We start from the raw sequence: 19115 nt of genomic DNA, 5'->3' as shown, positions 1-19115 counted from the left end.
ATGCCCTGCAAGGGCCCTCACTCCAGGATCGCCAGCGCCTCCTTGCCGCCACCACGTTTGGGGGCCTTTAGCAGCAACACCAGCGGAATGGCGCACAGGCTGACCCACATCATCAGACGGAAGTCCTGCAGGTAGGCGAGCAGGCTGGCCTGGCGGGTCACCTCGCCGTTGAGCATGGCGAGCCCCTTGGGGGTGATCAGCGCCGCCGTCCCCATCCCCTGCTGCAGACCGGCATTGAAGGGATTGATGTAGGAGGCGAACACCTCGTGGTTCATCTGGGTGCGCTGGGCCAGGTAGGTGATGACCACAGAGATGCCGATGCTGCTGCCGATGTTGCGCACCAGGCTGAACAGCGCCGTGCCCTCGTTGCGGTAGCGCGGCGCCAGGGTCGCGAAGGTGATGGTGGAGAGCGGCACGAAGATGAAGCCGAGCCCCAGCCCCTGGACTATGCCGGTGCGCACTATGTCCCAACTGCCGATGTCGGTGTTGAACAGGGTCATCTCCCACATGGAGAAGCTGGTGAGCAGCAGCCCAAGCAGGATCAGGATGCGCACATCCACCCGGCCCGACAGCCTGCCCACCAGCATCATGGCGAACATGGTGCCGACCCCGCGCGGTGCCAGCAGGTAGCCGACGTCGATCACCGGGTAACCCATCAGCCCCTGCATGAAGGGGGGCAGCAGCGTCATGGTCGCCAGCAGTATGATGCCGACGATGAAGATGAACACCAGGCCCACGCTGAAGTTGCGATCCTTGAACAGGGCCGGCTCTATGTAGGGATGGGGGTGGGTGAAGATGTGCACCACGAACAGATAGAACGCCATCACCATCATGACGGTCTCGATCACTATCTCCCGGCTGGCGAACCAGTTCTGGGACTCCCCTCTGTCCAGCGCCATCTGCAATGCCCCTATGCCCAGGCTCAGCAGGGCGAAGCCCAGCAGATCGAAGCGGCGGCTGGCGTCTATCCTGGTCTCCTCGATGAAGGCGGCAAGCCCGAACCAGGCCAGCAGGCCGAACGGCAGATTGATGTAGAAGACCCAGCGCCAGTTGTAGTACTCGGTGAGCCAGCCCCCCAGCGAGGGCCCCAGGATGGGGCCCACCATGACCCCTATGCCCCACATCGCCATGGCGGAGCCGTGCTTCTCGGGCGGATAGGTATCGAGCAGCACCGCCTGGGAGAGGGGCACCAGGCTGGCGCCGAAGATCCCCTGCAGCAGGCGGAACAGCACTATCTGATCCAGGCTCTGGGCCGCGCCGCACAGCATGGAGGCGACGGTAAAGCCCGCCACCGACCACATGAACAATCTTTTGCGGCCAATTCTTGCCGAGATAAAACCGGTCAGCGGCATGAAGATGGCGGCCGCGACTATGTAGGAGGTGAGCACCCAGGAGATCTGATCCTGGGTCGCCCCCATGGCCCCCTGCATGTGGGGCAGGGCCACGTTGGCTATGGTGGTGTCCAGCGCCTGCATGATGGTGGCCAGCATCACCGACAGTGTGATGAAGGTGCGGCGGGAGACTTGGCCGGCCTCCTCTGTGGCTGCTGTCGTCATATCAACCTCGACCTGACAAGCCGGGCAGGGTGCGCTGGTGACCGGTATCGATTTCGGCGGTGGCGCTCAGGCCGGCACGCAGGGTCGGCAGTTCAGACCCCTCGTCCAGCTTGATCCGCACCGCGACGCGCTGGGCTATCTTGACCCAGTTGCCGGTGGCGTTCTGGGCCGGGATCACCGAGAACTCGGAGCCGGTGGCCGGGCTCAGGCTCTCCACCACCCCGTGCCAGCGGGCATCCGGGTAGGTGTCCACGCGGATGTCGACCCGCTGGCCCGGCTGCACATGGGTCAGCTCGGTCTCGGTGAAGTTCGCCTCCACCCAGGGGCTGTCCGTCTCCACCAGCATCATGGCGGTCATGCCCACCAGGCTGTACTGGCCGGGCTTGGGCAGCTGGCTGGCGATGCCGTTGGCGGGGGCATAGATGGTGGTGCGGGCCAGATCCAGCCTGGCCTTGGCCAGACCGGCGGCAGCTTCCCGATAGGCGGGCTGCTGCTCCACCGGCAGGTTCACGTCCCCGTTCAGGGAGGCTTCGATCTTCTTGAGCCCCTCCTCCAGCGCCACCTGCTGCTGGGCCGTCTGTATGGTGAGCTGGCGGGCGTCATCGTAGTTTGCGGTGGAGGTGAAGTGCCTGGCCACCAGATCCGCCTGGCGACGCTCCTCCTTCAGGGCATAGGCATGGCGAGTGCGGGCCACGTCGATCTCCGCCTGCTGACCGCGATAGCTGGTCTGCAGCGCCACCAGATCGGTGCGCACCTTGGCGAGTTCCGCCTCGGCCTTGGTCACGGCGACCCGGAAGGACTCGGGGTCCAGCTCGAACAGCGGCTGACCGGCCTTGACCTGCTGGTTTTCGGCGACGAACACCTTGGCCACCCGGCCCAGCACCTCGGTACTGATGGGCACCTTGTCCGCCTTCACATAGGCATTGTCGGTCTCCACATAGCGTCCGCCATGCAGATAGATTGCGCCCGCCCCGACCAGGGCCAGTGCCGGTACCACCACCAGCAACAGCAGGCGGGTACGGCGCCGGTTCATCCTGGGACGGGGGGAGGAGGGTGAGTCAGTGGTCATAGCATCGCTCCGCTGTGTGTTGCGTCAAAATGAGAAATCAGGGATGAGAGAGGTTGGCGCGCAGGATCTTGAGGGAGTGGCAGAGCGCGTCCGTCGCCTCCTCTCCCAGCTCGCCGATGGCGCGCTGATGCACCAGATCGGACGCCTGCTTGATCATCGCCAGATAGGGGGTCGCGGCCTCGGTCAGGTAGAGCTGATAGGCCCGGCGGTCGCTGGGATCGCTGCGCCGCTCCACCAGGCCGTTCTCGGCCAGCTGATCCAGCTGGCGGGCCAGGGTGATGGGCTGGATATCCAGGCCGTCGGCCAGCTCCACCTGACGGATCCCCTCGCTGCGCGCGATGTGCACCAGGGCGCGGGCCTGGGCCAGGGTCAGACAGCTCCCTTCCAGCTGCTGCTGGAACTGGCGGCGCATCAGACGCTGTACGTCACCGATCAGGAAGCCGAGGGAGTCGGGTTGTTTGTTCATAGCATGCAACCTATATAGTAAGCTTTGCTTATTATAAGTCATAGACAGACATATGCAAGCTGGCCCCGGCCGCCGTTTGGGTTCATGCTGGGGAGCACCACCTCAACGGCAGGAGAAATGTCATGGATATCAGGATGGAGCGGGACAGTCTGGGGGAGATAGCCGTCCCGGCGGCGCGGCTCTGGGGGGCCCAGACCCAGCGCTCCCTGCACCACTTCAACATCTCGGGAGAGCGCCAGCCCATGGAGATCATCCATGCCCTCGCCCGCATCAAGTCCGCCTGCGCCAGGGTGAACCACGCCCTGGGACTGCTGCCCGCGCGCAAGGCCCAGGCCATCATGGCCGCCGCCGACGAGGTGCTGTGCGGCCTGCACGACGCCGAGTTTCCCCTGATGGTGTGGCAGACCGGCTCAGGCACCCAGACCAACATGAACCTCAACGAGGTGCTGGCGAACCGGGCCAGCGAGCTGCTGGGCGGCGAACGGGGAGAGGCGCGGTTGGTGCACCCCAACGACGAGGTGAACAAGAGCCAGTCGAGCAACGACGTCTTCCCGAGCGCCATGAACCTGGCGGCGGTCACCTCCATCACCGGCCAGCTGCTGCCTGCCCTCATCACCCTCAAACAGACCCTGGCCGACAAGGCCGCCGCCTTCGACGACCTTGTCAAGATTGGCCGCACCCACCTGCAGGACGCCACTCCCCTCACCCTGGGTCAGGAGATCTCCGGCTGGGTCGCCCAGCTCGCGCAGGGGGAGCGCCACCTGAGTGCCGCCCTGCCCCATCTGTGTGAGCTGGCGCTCGGCGGCACCGCGGTCGGCACCGGTCTGAACTGCCCCCCCGGCTTTGCCGAGGCGGTGGCAAGCACCCTGGCCGAGCAGACCGGCTTGCCCCTGGTGAGCGCCCCCAACAAGTTCGAAGCCCTGGCGGCGAGCGATGCCCAGGTCCATGCCCATGGCGCCCTCAAGACGCTGGCGGCTTCTCTCATGAAGATCGCCAACGACGTGCGCTGGCTGGCGAGCGGCCCCCGCAGCGGGCTCGGGGAGCTCAGCATCCCGGAGAACGAACCTGGCTCCTCCATCATGCCGGGCAAGGTCAACCCGACCCAGAGCGAGGCGCTCACCATGCTCTGCGCCCAGGTGATGGGCAACGACGTGGCCATCAACATCGGCGGGGCCAGCGGCAACTTCGAGCTCAACGTGTTCAGACCCATGATCGCCTACAACTTCCTGCAGAGCGTGCGGCTCTTGGCGGACGGCATGAGCAGCTTCCACGACCACTGCGCCGTCGGCATCGCTGCGAACCGGGCGCGCATCGACGAGTTGCTGGCCCGCTCCCTGATGCTGGTGACGGCCCTCAACCCCCACATCGGCTATGACAAGGCCGCCGAGATCGCCAAACTCGCTCACCACCAGGGGCTGACACTGCGGGAGGCGGCCATCGCCTCCGGCCACCTCAGCGCAGAGCAGTTCGATGCCTGGGTGGTACCCGCCGATATGGTGGGCCGCAAGCAATAAGGCATCAATCCACAGAAATAAAAAGGGCGCCATGGCGCCCTTTTTCATTGCAAGGCAGCTATCAGGTCTTGCTCTGGCAGTTGAACATCCAGCGGGTGCCGAACCTGTCCACCAGAGAACCGAAATAGTCGCCCCAGAACATCTCCTGCAACGGCATCTCCACCTGGCCGCCCTCCCCCAGGGCCGCAAACAGACGGTCGGTCTCGGCCCGGCTGTCCGGCTCCAGGTTGAGGTAGCTGTTGTTGCCCTGCACCAGGGTGAACCCCATGCTGGCGGGGGCGTCCGTGCCCATCAGCACGTGTCCCCCGAGGATGGCGAGCTCCACATGCATCACCAGATCGCCATCCTCCTCCGATAGAGGCGGCTGGCCCGGGCAGCCGGGGGACTCCTTGAATCTGTGGATGGGGCCGTTGAACTCGCCGCCGAACACCTCGCGGTAGAAGAGGAAGGCCGCCTCCGTCTCCCGGGCAAAATTGAGATAGGTACTGACACGCGCCATGTTGATCTCCCTGGTCATTGATAGCGGATTTCGAGGCCAGCTATCAGCATAGAAGAGTCAGCGCCAGGGTCACCCCGGCAATCAGTACACCTCTGAGTCCACAGCGGCGGCCTTACCCGTTTCCTCATGAGTACCTGGCTGATATTTCATGAAAAAAGAGCAACCCGGATAGATCAAGGGTTGCACCCAACTTCCCATCCCAGAAACATGCATACAACCCATTAATATTTCGGTGAAAAGCTGTGTTTAGCCCTATTTTCATGCTCAATCTGCCGAGTCATTTGGCATAGAAGAATTCAACAATGTAGCCGGGACATTAAAAATTCTTGCTTGAAGGTTGCACCTGGTTGCGCCATTCTCGGCAAAATTTAACCGTCCGGTAATATTGTTACCTTCTAGACACAGGAAGTCCCATGGCCACTACCACCCTCGGCGTTAAACTCGATGAAGCGACCCGCGACCGTCTCAAGCAGGCCGCCCAGACCCTGGATCGCACCCCCCACTGGCTGATCAAGCAGGCGATCTTCACCTATCTGGAGCAGCTGGAGCGCGGCCTGACCCCGCCCGAGCAGTCCGGTCTGGCCGCAGCCGCCGGGGAAGAGGCCATCGAGACCCTGACCGAGCAGGGGATCCAGGTCTTCCTCGAGTTTGCCGAGAGCATCTTGCCGCAGTCCGTGCTGCGTGCCGCCATCACCTCCGCCTATCGCCGCCCCGAGACCGAGGCCGTGCCCATGCTGCTGGAACAGGCCCGCCTGCCCAAAGAGAAGGCCGAGGCCACCCAGAAGCTCGCCTTAAGCATCGCCGAGAAGCTGCGCAACCAGAAGAGCGCCAGCGGCCGTCAGGGCCTGGTGCAGGGGCTGCTGCAGGAGTTCTCCCTCTCCTCCCAGGAAGGGGTGGCCTTGATGTGTCTGGCGGAGGCGCTGCTGCGCATCCCCGACAAGGCGACCCGGGATGCCCTGATCCGCGACAAGATAAGCGGTGGCAACTGGAGCCAGCATCTGGGCCAGAGCGCCTCCCTGTTCGTCAACGCCGCCTCCTGGGGCCTGCTCATCACCGGCAAGCTGGTGGCCACCCACAACGAAGCCGGCCTCAACAGCTCCCTCAAGGGGCTGATCGGCAAGGGGGGTGAGCCGCTCATCCGCAAGGGTGTGGACATGGCGATGCGCCTGATGGGGGAGCAGTTCGTCACCGGCGAGACCATAGCCGAGGCGCTGGCGAACGCGGGCAACATGGAAAACAGGGGCTTTCGCTACTCCTACGACATGCTGGGGGAAGCGGCCCTCACCGAGGAGGACGCCAAGCGCTATCTCGCCTCCTACGAGCAGGCCATCCACGCCATCGGCAAGGCCTCCCATGGCCGCGGCATCTATGAGGGCCCGGGCATCTCCATCAAGCTCTCCGCCCTGCACCCGCGCTACAGCCGCGCCCAGTACGATCGCGTCATGGAAGAGCTCTACCCCACCCTGCTGGGGCTGACCCAGCTCGCTAGGCAGTACGACATCGGCATCAACATAGACGCCGAGGAGGCCGACCGGCTGGAGATCTCCCTCGACCTGCTGGAGAAGCTCTGCTTCGACCCGTCTCTCGCGGACTGGAACGGCATCGGCTTCGTCATCCAGGCCTATCAGAAGCGCTGCCCCTATGTGATCGACTACGTCATCGATCTCGCCAAGCGCAGTCGTCACCGCCTGATGATCCGGCTGGTGAAGGGCGCCTACTGGGACAGCGAGATCAAGCGCGCCCAGCAGGATGGCCTCGAAGGCTATCCGGTCTATACCCGCAAGCCCTACACGGATGTCTCCTATCTCGCCTGCGCCCGCAAGCTGCTGGCGGTGCCCGAATCCATCTATCCCCAGTTCGCCACCCACAACGCCCATTCCCTGTCGGCCATCTACCAGCTGGCGGGGCAGAACTACTACCCGGGCCAGTACGAGTTCCAGTGCCTGCACGGCATGGGTGAGCCGCTCTACGAACAGGTGGTCGGCAAGGTCGCCGACGGCAAGCTGGGTCGCCCCTGCCGTATCTATGCACCGGTCGGCAGCCACGAGACCCTGCTCGCCTACCTGGTGCGCCGCCTGCTGGAGAACGGGGCCAACACCTCCTTCGTCAACCGCATCGCGGACAACAGCATCTCCCTGCAGGATCTGGTGCAGGATCCGGTGCAGCAGATCGAGCAGATGGCCGCCCGTGAAGGCAGCCTGGGTCTGCCCCACCCGCGCATTCCCCTGCCCCGTGAGTTGTACGGCGAGGCTCGGCCGAACTCCGCCGGCCTGGACCTCGCGAACGAGCACCGTCTGGGATCGCTGTCCGCCGCCCTGCTCGCCAGCACCAACACCGCCTATCAGGCCCTGCCCATGTTGGGTACCGAGGTGCCGGCGCCGACCGAGTTCCAGCAGGTGGTCAACCCGGCGGATCACCGTGACGTCGTCGGTCAGGTGAGCGAAGCCACGGTAGAGCTGGTGGACCAGGCCCTCACCTGCGCCCTGGCCAGCGGCCAGATCTGGCAATCCACCCCGCCCGCCGAGCGTGCCGCCGTGCTGGAGCGCGCCGCCGATCTGATGGAATCCGAGCTGCAACCCCTGATGGGCCTGCTGGTGCGCGAGTCCGGCAAGACCTTCGCCAACGCCATCGCCGAAGTGCGCGAGGCGGTGGACTTCCTGCGCTACTACGCCGCCCAGGCGCGCAACCACTTCGCCAACGAGAGTCACAGACCGCTCGGCCCCGTGGTCTGCATCAGCCCCTGGAACTTCCCGCTGGCCATCTTCAGCGGCCAGGTGTGCGCCGCACTCGCGGCCGGCAATACGGTGCTCGCCAAGCCGGCCGAGCAGACTCCCCTCATCGCGGCGCAGGCGGTGCGCATCCTGCGTGAGGCCGGAGTCCCCGCCGGTGCGGTGCAACTGCTGCCGGGCCGCGGTGAAACCGTGGGTGCGGCGCTCATCGCAGACGAACGAGTGCGCGGCGTCATGTTCACCGGCTCCACCGAGGTGGCGGGCATCATCTCCCGCAACCTGGCCGGTCGCCTCGACGCCCAGGGCCGCACCATTCCGCTCATCGCCGAGACCGGCGGCCAGAACGCCATGATCGTCGACTCCTCCGCTCTCACCGAGCAGGTGGTGATGGACGTCATCTCCTCGGCGTTCGACAGCGCCGGTCAGCGCTGCTCCGCCCTGCGGGTGCTGTGCGTGCAGGACGACGTCGCCGAGCGGGTGATCCGCATGCTCAAGGGGGCCATGGCCGAGTACAAGGTCGGCAGCCCCGAGCACCTCTCCACCGACATAGGTCCTGTCATCGACGCCGAGGCCAAGGCCAACATAGAGCGCCACATCAAGGCCATGGGGGACAAGGGTCGCCGGGTGCACCAGATTGCCCGCACCCAAGAGGGCGCCTGCAACCGCAGCACCTTCGTGCTGCCGACGCTCATCGAGCTAGACAGCCTGGACGAGCTGGGCCCGGAGGTATTCGGCCCGGTGCTGCACCTGGTGCGCTACCCCCGTGCCAAGCTCGGCGAGCTGCTCGCGCAGATCAACGACAGCGGCTACGGCCTGACCCTGGGGGTCCATACCCGCATCGACGAGACCATAGCCCAGGTGGTCAACACCGCCAAGGTCGGCAACCTCTACGTCAACCGCAACATAGTGGGCGCCGTGGTCGGGGTGCAGCCGTTCGGCGGCGAAGGGCTCTCCGGCACGGGTCCCAAGGCGGGTGGTCCGCTCTACATGTACCGTCTGCTCGGGGCACGTCCGCAGGAGGCGGTGGCCAGCCAGCTTCGCCAGGAGCCGGGCGCAACCCCGCAAGCCGAGGCCGCCAAACCGGCGCTGCTGGCCTTGCGTGGCTGGGCGGGCAAGCAGGCCCCGGCACTGGTGGCCCTGTGCGATCGCTACGGCGAGCTGGCGCTGAGCGGCCTGACCCAGCTGCTGGTCGGTCCCACCGGCGAGCGCAACAGCTACAGCCTGCTGCCCCGTGAGCGGGTGCTCTGTCTGGCCGCAGACGATAAAGAAGCCAAAACGGATCTGCTGGCCCAGCTGGCGGCCTGTCTGGCCGTCGGGACAGAGGTGCTGTGGCAGGACAATGCCCAGAACCGCACCCTGCTGACCAGCCTGCCCAACGAGGTACAGGCGCGTATCCAGCTGGTGGCGGACTGGGCCAGCAGCGACATCAGTTTCGATGCCCTGCTGCACCACGGCGACTCGGATCAGCTGCGGGAAGTGGCCAAGCTGGCCGCCGCCCGTGCTGGCGCCATCGTCGGCGTGCACGGCCTGCACCGTGGCGAGACCGACATCCCCCTGGAGCGGCTGCTGATCGAGCACGCCCTCTCGGTCAACACAGCCGCCGCCGGTGGCAACGCCAGCCTGATGACCATAGGCTAAGTGCCACGCAGTAGCTGAAAACCCAGGCCCCGCTTATGCGGGGCTTGTTCTTTCTTCCACGGAACACGCGCATGAAAAAGGCCGCCCTTGTCGGGGCGGCCTTCTTGTTCTCCCTTCTCCCCTCGCGGGAGAAGGGTTGGGGATGAGGGGGTTAAACGTACTCCATAAACACTCTGGACGTCAGCTTGGTGATCAGTTCGTAAGGAATGGTGCCTATCTCCTCGGCGACTCGCTCCACCGGCAAGCCCTCGCCCCAGAGCACGGCCTCGTCACCGGCCTTGTCGGTGGCGTCAGGGCCGAGATCCACAGTGGTCATGTCCATGGAGACCCGGCCCACCAGGGGCACTATGCGGCCATTGACCAGCACAGAGGTGCCGTTGGGTGCCATGCGCGGATAGCCATCGCCATAGCCGATGGCGATGACGCCGAGCCGGGTATCCCGGGTCGACACCCAGTTCGCGCCATAGCCCACCGGCTCCCCCGCCTTGTGATCCCGCACCGCGATAAGTTGTGTTTTGAGAGTCATCACCGGCTTGAGGTCATAATCCGCCGCCACCGTGTTCGGGAAGGGGGAAACACCGTAGAGGATGACGCCGGGACGCACCCAGTCGCAGTGGGAGTCCGGCCAGGCCAGGATGCCCGCCGAGTTCGCCATGGCATGCTCGCCCTTGAGGGGGGCGGTCAACTTGCTGAACAAGTCGATCTGCTCGCGGGTGGTGGATTGCTCCAGCTCATCTGAGCGGCTGAAGTGGGTCATGACGTTGAACGGCTGCACCACGTTCTTGCACCTGCCGAGCCGCTCGATAAAGGCGGGCATCTCCTCGGCCCGCACCCCGAGCCGGTGCATGCCGGTGTCAAGCTTGAGCCAGGCCACCACGGGGGCCGGCAACTCGGCCTGCTCCAGGGCCTCGAGCTGCTCCCAGGTGTGCACCGCGGTCTGCAGGTTGTTGGCCGCCAGCACCGGCAGATCGGCGCTCGAGAAGAAGCCCTCCAGCAGCACTATGGGTTTGACCACGGCGCAGGAGCGCAGCATCAGCGCCTCCTCGATGCGGGCCACCGCATAGGCGTCCGCATCCACCAGGGTGCGGGCCACCGGCAGCAGGCCATGACCATAGGCGTTGGCCTTGACCACGGCGATGATCTTGCAGGAAGGCGCGTGGCGCTTGACCACGGCGAGGTTGTGGCGCAGGGCCGAGGTATCGATTTGGGCAATAGCCGCTTTCATCTGTTTTCCCTTACGAGGGCATGATGGCGCACCTGCGCCAGGCACCGAGTGGTGTCATCCCTTGATAGTCATCGTCTAAGGCCGGACCGGCAGAATTGTCGAACCGGGAAAACTGTTGCTGGTATCCGGGGCATATGCGCCGATATGAGCGCGCAGACCGCCTCCCTACTTAGTAATCGTCGTCAAACGCCGGACCGGCGTAGTTGTCGAACCGGGAGAACTGACCCTGGAAGGTGAGGCGCACCCGACCTATGGGGCCATTACGCTGCTTGCCGATGATGATCTCGGCGATCCCCTTGTCGGGACTGTCGTCGTGATACACCTCGTCGCGGTAGATGAACATGATCAAATCCGCGTCCTGCTCGATGGAGCCGGATTCCCGCAGATCCGAGTTGACCGGCCGCTTGTCGGCACGCTGCTCCAGGCTTCGGTTCAGCTGGGAGAGCGCCACCACAGGGCATTGCAGCTCTTTCGCCAGGGCCTTGAGGGAGCGGGAGATTTCACCGATCTCCAGGGTTCTGTTGTCAGAGAGCGCCGGTACCCGCATCAGCTGCAGGTAGTCGATCATGATCATCGAGAGGCCGCCGTGCTCGCGGGCGATGCGCCGGGCACGGGAGCGCACGTCGGTCGGGGTCAGGCCGGAGGCGTCATCTATGTACATCTTGCCCTTCTCGAGCAAGAGCCCCATGGTGGAGGAGAGACGCGCCCAGTCTTCGTCGTCGAGCTGGCCGGTCCGCACCTTGGTCTGGTCGATGCGTCCCACCGAGGCGAGCATACGCATGATGATCTGCTCGGAGGGCATCTCGAGGGAGAAGATCAGCACCGGCTTGTCGGCGGTGAGGGCCGCGTGCTCGCACAGGTTCATGGCAAAGGTGGTCTTGCCCATGGAGGGACGGGCCGCGACTATGATGAGGTCCGAGCGCTGCAGGCCGGCGGTCATCTTGTCGAGATCCCCATAACCGCTGGAGACCCCGGTCACCCCGTTGTGAGGGGTCTTGAACAGCTCCTCAATCTTGTCGACCGTCTGCTCCAGAATGAGCTTCAGGGGCTGAGGGCCCTCGTTGGCGCTGGAGCGCTGCTCGGCAATCTGGAACACCTTGCTCTCGGCAAGGTCCAGCAGATCGCCGGAGGTGCGCCCCTGGGGCTCGTAACCCGCTTCGACTATCTCGTTGGCGACCGAGATCATCTCCCGAACCACGGCTCGCTCACGCACGATTTCGGCGTAGGCATTGATGTTGGCGGCGCTCGGGGTGTTCTTGGCGATCTCCACCAGATAGGCGAAGCCACCGGACTCTTCCAGCTGCTCGGAGCGCTCCAGCTCCTCCTGCAGGGTGATGAGATCGATGGGGTTGCCCGCATTGGAGAGGCGGGTCATGGCCTGGAAGATCAGGCGGTGGGGACGGCTGTAGAAATCCTTGTCGATCACCCGCTCGGCCACCCGATCCCAGGCCTCGTTGTCCAGCATCAGGCCGCCCAGTACGGACTGCTCGGCCTCAAAAGAGTGGGGGGGAACTTTCAGCTGTTGTGTCTTGGCGTCTTTTTTCGCCGTCACTTGCTCTGCCATACACATAAAAACCGCAGCGGGAAGGGGACGGGAATTTTACAAAAGAAACCCCGCCATCGCGAGCGCTAATGCGCGCTATTCACCTCATCCGGTGGCCAGCCTGCCTTCGGGTGGCCGGCTCATCGACTCCTGGGGCCCTCCTTGCCCCTCACAGCACGAGGAAGGGCCAGACCAGGGTCTGATCCTTCGCCTTGGATTTGAGCTTGTTGCGCAGCCTGCGCACCGAACGACTCGGTCGTCTGTTTCTCATGGTGATCCTCCTTGGCGCCCCCGAGAGGGGCAATCTGTTCATGAATAATTCATGCCAGACATGTTAATCATACCCGCAAGCTGCAACACAAAAAGGGACCGGCAGCCTGCCATGCGCCTCGCTGAGCTTGCACAAGCAGAGCATGCCCCCACCTACATGAGAGTGAAAGAGTCAAAATGAAAAAGATGCTGACCCTGTTTGCCGTGATCCTGGCCATCGGCCTTGGGGCACCCATAGCCGAGGCCAAGAAATTTGGTGGCGGCAAATCCTTTGGCAAGAGCTACAAGACGGCACCGGCCCAACCGGCTCCGACTGCAGCTCCCGTGAATGGCAAGAACCCCACCCTGGCTGCGGCGCCCAAGAAGAGCGGCATGATGGGTGGTCTGCTGGGCGGCCTGCTGGCCGGTGGCCTGTTCGCCTACCTGCTGGGCAGCGGCGCCTTCGAAGGCCTGCAGGGCATGGACTTCCTGCTGATCGCCCTGCTGGCGCTCGGTGCCGTGTTCCTGATCCGCGCCCTGCGCAAGAACAAGGCGGCGGCGACCCCACCCCAGGCGGCCTATGCGGGCTATCAGCCACCGTCGGCGCCGCAGCAGTTCGAACAGAGCCACGGCGCCCCGCAGGCGACCGGCTTTGCCGACAGCGACGTCCCCTTCCGCCTGCCGCCAGGCTTTGACATGAACGGTTTCCTGTCCGGTGCCCGCGATCACTATCGCACCCTGCAAGAGGCCTGGAACAAGAACGATCTGGAGAAGGTACGGGAGTACGTGAGCCCGGAACTGTTCCAGCACCTCCAGGCCGAGCGCGCCGAACTGACCGGTGAGCAACACACCGAGGTGATGTATGTGGACACCCAGCTGGTGCGTGCCGACTACGGCAGCGACTGGGCCCAGGTCAGCGTGCGCTTCAGCGGTCGCTACATGGACCGTCAGGAGCAGGTCGAGGAGGACATCAAGGAGGTGTGGCACCTCGAGCGCAACCTGGCCAAGGACAATGCCCCCTGGCACATCGTCGGCATCGAGCAGCTCTAAGCACGCCCGTCCGGCAAGCATGATAAAGGCGACCTCAGGGTCGCCTTTTTATTGCCGTCGCCCTCATCACTGCGGCTCATGAAATATTTCCCCCTCCTTGCGAGGGGCCGGGAATAATCGCCATCAGCCCCTGTTGATGACCTCGAAAATAAAAAAGAGAGGCAGCCATGGCTGCCTCTCTTTTGTTATTGGCCCAGGGCCGCTGGATTATTTGCAGCCATCCGTCGAGGCGGAATTAACATAGCTGACCTCGCCGGCCGGCTGATAATCGGCCACCTGTATGGTCTTCTTCGCCGCGATATATTCCTTCAATACCCCGGCATCCACCAGACCGGCGTTGATGGTGTTGATCTTCGGATAGCCGTCGCCACCGGCCGCGCTGAAGCTCGGGATGGAGAAGCTGTAGCTGGCCGCCGGATCGAAGGCCTTGCCGCCCACGCTGGTGATGGTCACGCTCTTGGCCTGGCAGTCCACCGCCATGTTGATGCCACCAAACTGGGCATAGCCGCCGGTGTTGACCGTCTTGGTCGCCACCTGGCCCAGATAGGTCGCCAGCTCGCTGCCGCTCATGGTCGCCTTGTTGACCGTGTTGCCGAACGGATGCACCGTCAGCACGTCGCGATAGCTGATGTCGCCAGCCGCGATGGAGGCACGTACCCCGCCCGAGTTGACGATGCCAAAGTCGGTGCTCAGCTTCTCGGCGGTGGCCGTGGTGATGAGGCGACCCAGGTTGGTCTGCTTGTTGCGCACGTTGGCACGCTCGCCGTCCAGCACGCCGTCGGTGGAGCCTATCACTACGCCCAGCTCCTGCTGACCCTTCTCCTGGTAGGTGAGCAGGGTGTTGTAGAGCTCGGGATCCTTGGTGATCTCTTCCTGAATGAAGGCGCCGCCAGCGTCTTTGAGGTTGACCGGGATGAGGTCGTACTGGGTCAGGGTCAGCTTGCCATTCTGGTAGTCGAACTGGGCGCGGCCCACATACTTGCCCCACTCGTGGGCCTGCATGATCCAGGTGCCGTTCTGCTGATCCGGCAGGCAGTCGTCACCCGGCTTGAAGTCGGCGTACTTGTCCGGCGTGCCCGGCTCCATGCAGACCGGGTTCTGGGAGTGACCGCCAATGATGGCATCCAGGGTGCCGGCCGGCAGCGCGCGCGCCATCTCCACATCCCCGGGGGCATTGCTGCCGTGCTGGCCATTCTCGTAGTGACCCATGTGGGTAATGGCCAGGACCAGGTTCGCCTCTTTGCCGTCGCGGATCTGCTTGCCGAGACTGGCCGCTTCCGTGGTCGGATCGCGGAACTCCAGGGTCTGGACGTTGTTGGGGTCCACCAGCTGGGCGGTGTCTTCCGTGGTCAGGCCCAGCACGGCGACCTTGAGGCCGTTCTCCAGCTTGAACACCTTGTAGGGGTCGAAGTAGCGCTTGCCGCTGGCCTTGTCGTAGATGTTGGCGGAGATCATGGGGAACTTGGCCCACTCACGCTGTTTCTCGAGGATGCTCAGGGGGTTGTCGAACTCGTGGTTGCCCACCGCCATGGCATCGTAGCGGATGCTGTTCATGGCCATGAAGTCCGGCTCGGCATCCTGCAGATCCGACTCCGGCACCCCTGTGTTCACGTCGCCACCGGAGAGCACCAGCACCTCGCTGCCGGCCGCCTTGGCCTCCCCGCGCAGGCGCTCGACCAGGGTCTTCTGGGCGGCCATGCCATATTCGCCCTTGTCGTTGTGCCAGAAACGACCGTGGGTATCATTGGTGTGCAGAATGGTCAGCTTGCAGACGTTTTCGGTGCAGGGGGCGACGCTTTCATTGCTTGAGGTTTTACAGCCACTCAGCGCGGCCAGCACAGCCAGCGCGACAGTTCCTTTGACAAATTTATAATTCATTTCCATATCACCTTGTTATTTTGTTATTGGACGACCCTATCCAGGATCGGGCGGTAATATAACAAACAACATGTGACGCTTTTTCATCGGTGACTCACAAATTCCGCCAAATGTGATCACCCACGCAACCTGTCTCCTCATATTTTCATCACGAGCCAATCACCTACCGCCTCATTTCGCCCGCAGGGATGGCAGCCTGCCGGAAACAGTTATGGCATACTTCCCGCCAATCGATGCCAAGGAGAGCCGTGAATGGCAAAGTACGACAAGATTTCCCCCGAGACCCAGCAGGAGGCGATGAAAATCGCCCGCGCCAACCAGAAGCCGGGGCAGACCAAGGAGCAGACCCAGCTGATCGCCCAGGGGGTTCAGAAGGGCATAGACGAATACAAGAAACAGATGAAGGCGCGGGCCCGGGAGGCGAGCCGCCAGAAGAAGCAGCAAGCCAGGGCGAAACAGCCACAGCAGGGCGAGCAGGAGGAAGAGGTCCACGAGATAGAGCTTGTCGAGATCAGCCGCCAGCACCCGCTGCCATGGGTATTGCTGGTGCTGAGCTGGCTGGCCTTTGGCTGTGCCTGGCTCTGGCTGCGCTGACCCCTTGCCTGGCAAACCTTTGCCCTGGGATCGGCCTCACAGCCCGGGGCCGGGGCGCTGGTCATCCCTTGCCCCGCTGCTTACACTCTTACCCCCATTGTCTGGAGACCCCCATCATGAACCCGGCCCCCCTCTATCTGCTGGCCCCCCTTGTCCTCTTTATCGTGACCCTGGTGCTCTATCGCATCTCTCCCCTGCGAGCGGTCGCCGCCGGCAACGCCCGCTGGTTTATCCTGCCCGCCTTCACCCTCTTCATCCTGCTCATCGTCATCAATGGGGCGGCAGACCCTAGCCTGCGCAGCCCCGGCTTTCACTGGCTGATGCCGGGGCTCGGCTTCGCGCTCTGCCTGTTCCCGGCGCTGCCCAAGGCGCTGGTGCCGCGCCTGGCCATCAAGGAGGGGGCCTTCGCCGCCCTCGGCCTGATGTTGATGAGCCTGGCCATGGTCTACTGACCGGCTGGCCGTTGGCATTGACTCAAGAGGCTCTCCCTTTCTTGTACAAACTATGACCTTCAGGCATCTTGGTGGGCGGATAACCGGCAAGGAGGCCAGATGAACAATCCGCCCGATTTCATGGCGCAGTGGGATTACCAGGATCCCGCCGCCACTGCCCTGCGTTTTCGACGCCTGCTCGAAGAGGCGCAGGACGACCTGCAATACGAACTGGAGCTGCTGACCCAGCTGGCCCGCACCCACTCCCTGCAGCGCCAGTTTGCACAGGCGCACCAGTTGCTCGACGAGATAGAACCCCGCCTCACCGACACCACCCCGCGAGCACGGCTGCGCGCCTTGCTGGAGCGCGGCCGCACCTTCAACTCCGCCGGCGACAAGGCCAGCGCCAGGACACTGTTCGAACAGGGATGGCAACTCGGGCTCAAGCTGGGGGAGACAGGACTCGCCATAGATGCGGCCCACATGGTGGCCATCGCCGCCCCGCTGGAGGAGCAGAGCCGCTGGCATCAACTGGCCATGGACCTGGCCGAACGCAGTGCCGACGATAAGGTGCGCGGCTGGCTGCCCAGCCTCTACAACAATCAGGGTTGGACCCTGTTCGAGCTGGGACGCCTCGATGAAGCCAGAGCCTGCCAGCAGAAGTGCCTGGCCTGGCACCAGCAGCACAACAACCAGGGCAAGGCCTTTATCGCCCGCTGGAGCCTGGCACGGCTGAGCCGGGCCCAGGGATGGCACGAACAGGCGATGGCCGAGCTGAGCCAGCTGAAAGCCGACATGGCCGAGGCCAGCGCGCCGGAAGATGGCTATGTGTTCGAGGAGCTGGGGGAGAACGGCCTGATGCTGGACGATCCGGCCGCCCCCGAATACTTCGCCCGCGCCTGGTTCCTGCTCTCGCGGGATGGCTGGCTGCAGGCCAACGAGGCGGAGCGGCTGGCCAGGCTCAAGCGCCTCGCCAAGCTCTGACGGCGGATCACAAAAGGAGCGGGCGGCCCGCGCCGCCCGTCACTCAGGCCAGACCCCCTCTTCCCGACTCTGCCTCTTGCGACAGATAAGGGAAGCCCTGAGCCCAGCCGTGCTTGAGCCTTGAACCAGGTTCGCCTCTTCCCAGCCCTGCCTCTTGCGACAGATAAGGAAAGACCTGAGCCCAGCCGTGCTTGAGCCTTAAGCCTTAAGCCTTAAGCCTTAAGCCAGGCTCGCCTCTTCCCACCCCTGCTTCTTGCGATAAATGGTCGAGGGACTGATCTCCAGCAGCGCCGCCGCCTTGGGGATGTTGCCGTCACAGCTGGCGATGGCCTGCTCTATGGCCTCCTTCTCCACCAGCCAGAGCGGGCGTACCGGCAGCGGGGTCGGCACGGGCTCGGCCAGGATCTCGGGGGTTGCGGCAGGGGCAGGCATGGGGAGCGCACGGCCGCCGTTGAGCGGCGGTGGCAGTATATCCTTGCTCACCAGTTCGCGATCGTTGAGCACCACTATGTTGCGCACCACGTTCTGCAGCTCGCGCACGTTGCCGGGCCAGGGGTAATCGAGCAGCACCCGCACGGCGTCGGCATCGAAATCCCGGAAGCGCTTGTGCTCCTCCTTGGCATATCGCAGCAGGAGGTCGCGGGCCAGCAGCAGTATGTCTTCGCCGCGCTCGCGCAGGGGGGGCAGGGAGAGCGGGATCACGTGCAGCCGGTAGTAGAGATCCTCGCGAAAACGCCCCGCCTTCACCTCCACCAGGGGATCCCGGTTGGTGGCGCAGACGAAGCGCACATCCACCGTCTCCACCTTGCCGCTGCCGACCCGCTGCAGGGTGCCGGTCTGGATGAAGCGCAGCAGCTTGCTCTGCAGGTCGAGATCCATCTCGCAGATCTCGTCGAGGAAGAGGGTGCCGCCGTCCGCCAGGCTGGCCGCCCCCTTGCGATCCCCCTGGGCGCCGGTAAAGGCTCCCTTCACATGGCCGAAGATCTCGCTCTCCATCAGATCGTGGGGAATGGCGGCGCAGTTGAGTGCGATGAAGGGCTGATCCCGGCGCGGGCTGCACTGATGGATGGCTTCGGCACAGACCTCCTTGCCGGTGCCGCTCTCCCCCGTGATGAAGACGGTCGCCTTGCTCGGCGCCGCGCTCTCTATGATGCGATAGACAGCCTGCATCGCCATGGAGGCGCCGATGAAGCCCGCAAAGGAGCTGCGCTCGAAGTTCTCCCTATACTGGGCCACCAGCGAGCTGAGCTGTTGATGCTTGTAGGCGTTGCGGGCGGTGGCGCACAGCCGCTTGCCGTCGAACGGCTTGGTCAGGAAATCGAAGGCACCGCAGCGCATCGCCTCCACCGCCACGTCCACCGAGCCGTGGGCGGTGATCACCACCACCGAGCAGGGCAGTTGCTGCTCGGTGATCTGCTGCAGTATGGCCATGCCGGACATGTCGGGCAGTTCGAGGTCGAGCAGCACAACGGGAGGCGGGCTGGCCAGCAACTGCGCCAGTGCCTGCTGGCCGCAATCGGCCAGCAGCACCTCATAGCCATCCTGAACCAGGTACTGCTCATAGACGACGGCCAGACTGCGGGTATCTTCCACCAGCAGGACACGGGGTTTGCTTTCAGCCACGAGATCCATCCTTGCGATTGATTTTGTTGTCTATTCTGGGGGCTAGCCGCCACACACTCAAGACGGC

General features: G+C 64.1%; 14 protein-coding genes. 6 read left to right on the top strand and 8 right to left on the bottom strand.

Annotated features, from left to right (window positions below; all coding sequences use genetic code 11):
• Positions 1-17: 17 nt before the first annotated feature.
• The 3 genes from AC1IN8_RS07655 to AC1IN8_RS07645 are packed head-to-tail and all read right to left on the bottom strand — an operon-like array spanning position 18 to position 3091.
• Positions 18-1556 carry a DHA2 family efflux MFS transporter permease subunit gene (locus AC1IN8_RS07655; RefSeq protein WP_479758534.1) on the bottom strand — a complete coding sequence of 513 codons (1539 nt, stop codon included), beginning with the start codon at positions 1554-1556 and terminating at the stop codon, positions 18-20.
• A gap of 1 nt (position 1557) precedes the next feature.
• Positions 1558-2625: an HlyD family secretion protein gene (locus AC1IN8_RS07650; protein WP_479758533.1), complete on the bottom strand. Its 1068-nt coding sequence runs from the start codon at positions 2623-2625 to the stop codon at positions 1558-1560.
• A 37-nt stretch (positions 2626-2662) separates the two neighbouring features.
• Positions 2663-3091: a MarR family winged helix-turn-helix transcriptional regulator gene (locus AC1IN8_RS07645; protein WP_139434935.1), complete on the bottom strand. Its 429-nt coding sequence runs from the start codon at positions 3089-3091 to the stop codon at positions 2663-2665.
• 122 nt (positions 3092-3213) lie between these two features.
• Between AC1IN8_RS07645 and fumC the strand changes: the two genes are divergently transcribed.
• Entirely contained in the window at positions 3214-4605 is a 1392-nt protein-coding gene (gene fumC / locus AC1IN8_RS07640) for a class II fumarate hydratase (protein WP_479758532.1), read from the top strand.
• 61 nt (positions 4606-4666) lie between these two features.
• On the opposite strand, the gene AC1IN8_RS07635 is transcribed toward fumC, so the two are convergent.
• A complete protein-coding gene (locus tag AC1IN8_RS07635; RefSeq protein ID WP_479758531.1) occupies positions 4667-5104 on the bottom strand; it encodes a VOC family protein in 438 nt (145 codons plus the stop codon).
• A 413-nt stretch (positions 5105-5517) separates the two neighbouring features.
• On the opposite strand from AC1IN8_RS07635, the gene putA reads away from it, so the two are divergent.
• Positions 5518-9471, top strand: a complete 3954-nt coding sequence (gene putA, locus AC1IN8_RS07630; protein WP_479758529.1) for a trifunctional transcriptional regulator/proline dehydrogenase/L-glutamate gamma-semialdehyde dehydrogenase — start codon at positions 5518-5520, stop codon at positions 9469-9471.
• Positions 9472-9622: 151 nt separating this feature from the next.
• Here the strand turns inward: putA and alr are convergent, their stop codons facing one another.
• Both alr and dnaB read right to left on the bottom strand, forming a co-directional pair.
• Positions 9623-10696 (bottom strand): alanine racemase, encoded by a 1074-nt coding sequence (gene alr / locus AC1IN8_RS07625; protein ID WP_479758527.1) that lies wholly within the window; start codon positions 10694-10696, stop codon positions 9623-9625.
• A gap of 169 nt (positions 10697-10865) precedes the next feature.
• Complete coding sequence (gene dnaB / locus AC1IN8_RS07620; protein ID WP_005330482.1) at positions 10866-12260, bottom strand: replicative DNA helicase; 1395 nt, start codon at positions 12258-12260, stop codon at positions 10866-10868.
• Between the two features lie 426 nt (positions 12261-12686).
• Here dnaB and AC1IN8_RS07615 point away from each other — a divergent pair, with 426 nt between their 5' ends.
• Positions 12687-13538, top strand: coding sequence for a Tim44 domain-containing protein (locus tag AC1IN8_RS07615; RefSeq protein ID WP_139434945.1), 852 nt, complete (start codon positions 12687-12689; stop codon positions 13536-13538).
• 207 nt (positions 13539-13745) lie between these two features.
• Here the strand turns inward: AC1IN8_RS07615 and ushA are convergent, their stop codons facing one another.
• Positions 13746-15416: a bifunctional UDP-sugar hydrolase/5'-nucleotidase UshA gene (gene ushA, locus AC1IN8_RS07610; protein ID WP_247627158.1), complete on the bottom strand. Its 1671-nt coding sequence runs from the start codon at positions 15414-15416 to the stop codon at positions 13746-13748.
• Positions 15417-15668: 252 nt separating this feature from the next.
• On the opposite strand from ushA, the gene AC1IN8_RS07605 reads away from it, so the two are divergent.
• The 3 genes from AC1IN8_RS07605 (at position 15669) to AC1IN8_RS07595 (ending at position 17425) form a co-directional block, all read left to right on the top strand.
• Positions 15669-16010 carry a DUF2956 domain-containing protein gene (locus tag AC1IN8_RS07605; protein WP_479758526.1) on the top strand — a complete coding sequence of 114 codons (342 nt, stop codon included), beginning with the start codon at positions 15669-15671 and terminating at the stop codon, positions 16008-16010.
• Between the two features lie 116 nt (positions 16011-16126).
• On the top strand, positions 16127-16462 hold the full coding sequence (locus AC1IN8_RS07600) for a hypothetical protein (protein ID WP_043132774.1): 336 nt from the start codon (positions 16127-16129) through the stop codon (positions 16460-16462).
• Positions 16463-16561: 99 nt separating this feature from the next.
• Entirely contained in the window at positions 16562-17425 is an 864-nt protein-coding gene (locus tag AC1IN8_RS07595) for a tetratricopeptide repeat protein (RefSeq protein ID WP_479758525.1), read from the top strand.
• A 219-nt stretch (positions 17426-17644) separates the two neighbouring features.
• Here the strand turns inward: AC1IN8_RS07595 and AC1IN8_RS07590 are convergent, their stop codons facing one another.
• Entirely contained in the window at positions 17645-19048 is a 1404-nt protein-coding gene (locus AC1IN8_RS07590) for a sigma-54-dependent transcriptional regulator (RefSeq protein WP_139434952.1), read from the bottom strand.
• Between the last annotated feature and the right edge of the window lie 67 nt (positions 19049-19115).

It is taken from the genome of Aeromonas sp. 130281 (assembly GCF_056642115.1).
Note: the sequence above shows the minus strand (reverse complement) of the source record. Positions and strands in the feature narration are given on the sequence as shown.

Excerpts from the sequence above, each read along its gene's own strand:
- fumC (WP_479758532.1), top strand. The coding sequence starts at position 3,214 with ATGGATATCAGGATGGAGCGGGACAGTCTGGGGGAGATAGCCGTCCCG.
- AC1IN8_RS07600 (WP_043132774.1), top strand. The coding sequence starts at position 16,127 with ATGAACCCGGCCCCCCTCTATCTGCTGGCCCCCCTTGTCCTCTTTATC.
- AC1IN8_RS07615 (WP_139434945.1), top strand. The coding sequence starts at position 12,687 with ATGAAAAAGATGCTGACCCTGTTTGCCGTGATCCTGGCCATCGGCCTT.
- AC1IN8_RS07595 (WP_479758525.1), top strand. The coding sequence starts at position 16,562 with ATGAACAATCCGCCCGATTTCATGGCGCAGTGGGATTACCAGGATCCC.
- AC1IN8_RS07635 (WP_479758531.1), bottom strand. The coding sequence starts at position 5,104 with ATGGCGCGTGTCAGTACCTATCTCAATTTTGCCCGGGAGACGGAGGCG.
- AC1IN8_RS07650 (WP_479758533.1), bottom strand. The coding sequence starts at position 2,625 with ATGACCACTGACTCACCCTCCTCCCCCCGTCCCAGGATGAACCGGCGC.
- AC1IN8_RS07655 (WP_479758534.1), bottom strand. The coding sequence starts at position 1,556 with ATGACGACAGCAGCCACAGAGGAGGCCGGCCAAGTCTCCCGCCGCACC.
- ushA (WP_247627158.1), bottom strand. The coding sequence starts at position 15,416 with ATGAATTATAAATTTGTCAAAGGAACTGTCGCGCTGGCTGTGCTGGCC.
- AC1IN8_RS07605 (WP_479758526.1), top strand. The coding sequence starts at position 15,669 with ATGGCAAAGTACGACAAGATTTCCCCCGAGACCCAGCAGGAGGCGATG.
- putA (WP_479758529.1), top strand. The coding sequence starts at position 5,518 with ATGGCCACTACCACCCTCGGCGTTAAACTCGATGAAGCGACCCGCGAC.
- AC1IN8_RS07645 (WP_139434935.1), bottom strand. The coding sequence starts at position 3,091 with ATGAACAAACAACCCGACTCCCTCGGCTTCCTGATCGGTGACGTACAG.
- alr (WP_479758527.1), bottom strand. The coding sequence starts at position 10,696 with ATGAAAGCGGCTATTGCCCAAATCGATACCTCGGCCCTGCGCCACAAC.
- dnaB (WP_005330482.1), bottom strand. The coding sequence starts at position 12,260 with ATGGCAGAGCAAGTGACGGCGAAAAAAGACGCCAAGACACAACAGCTG.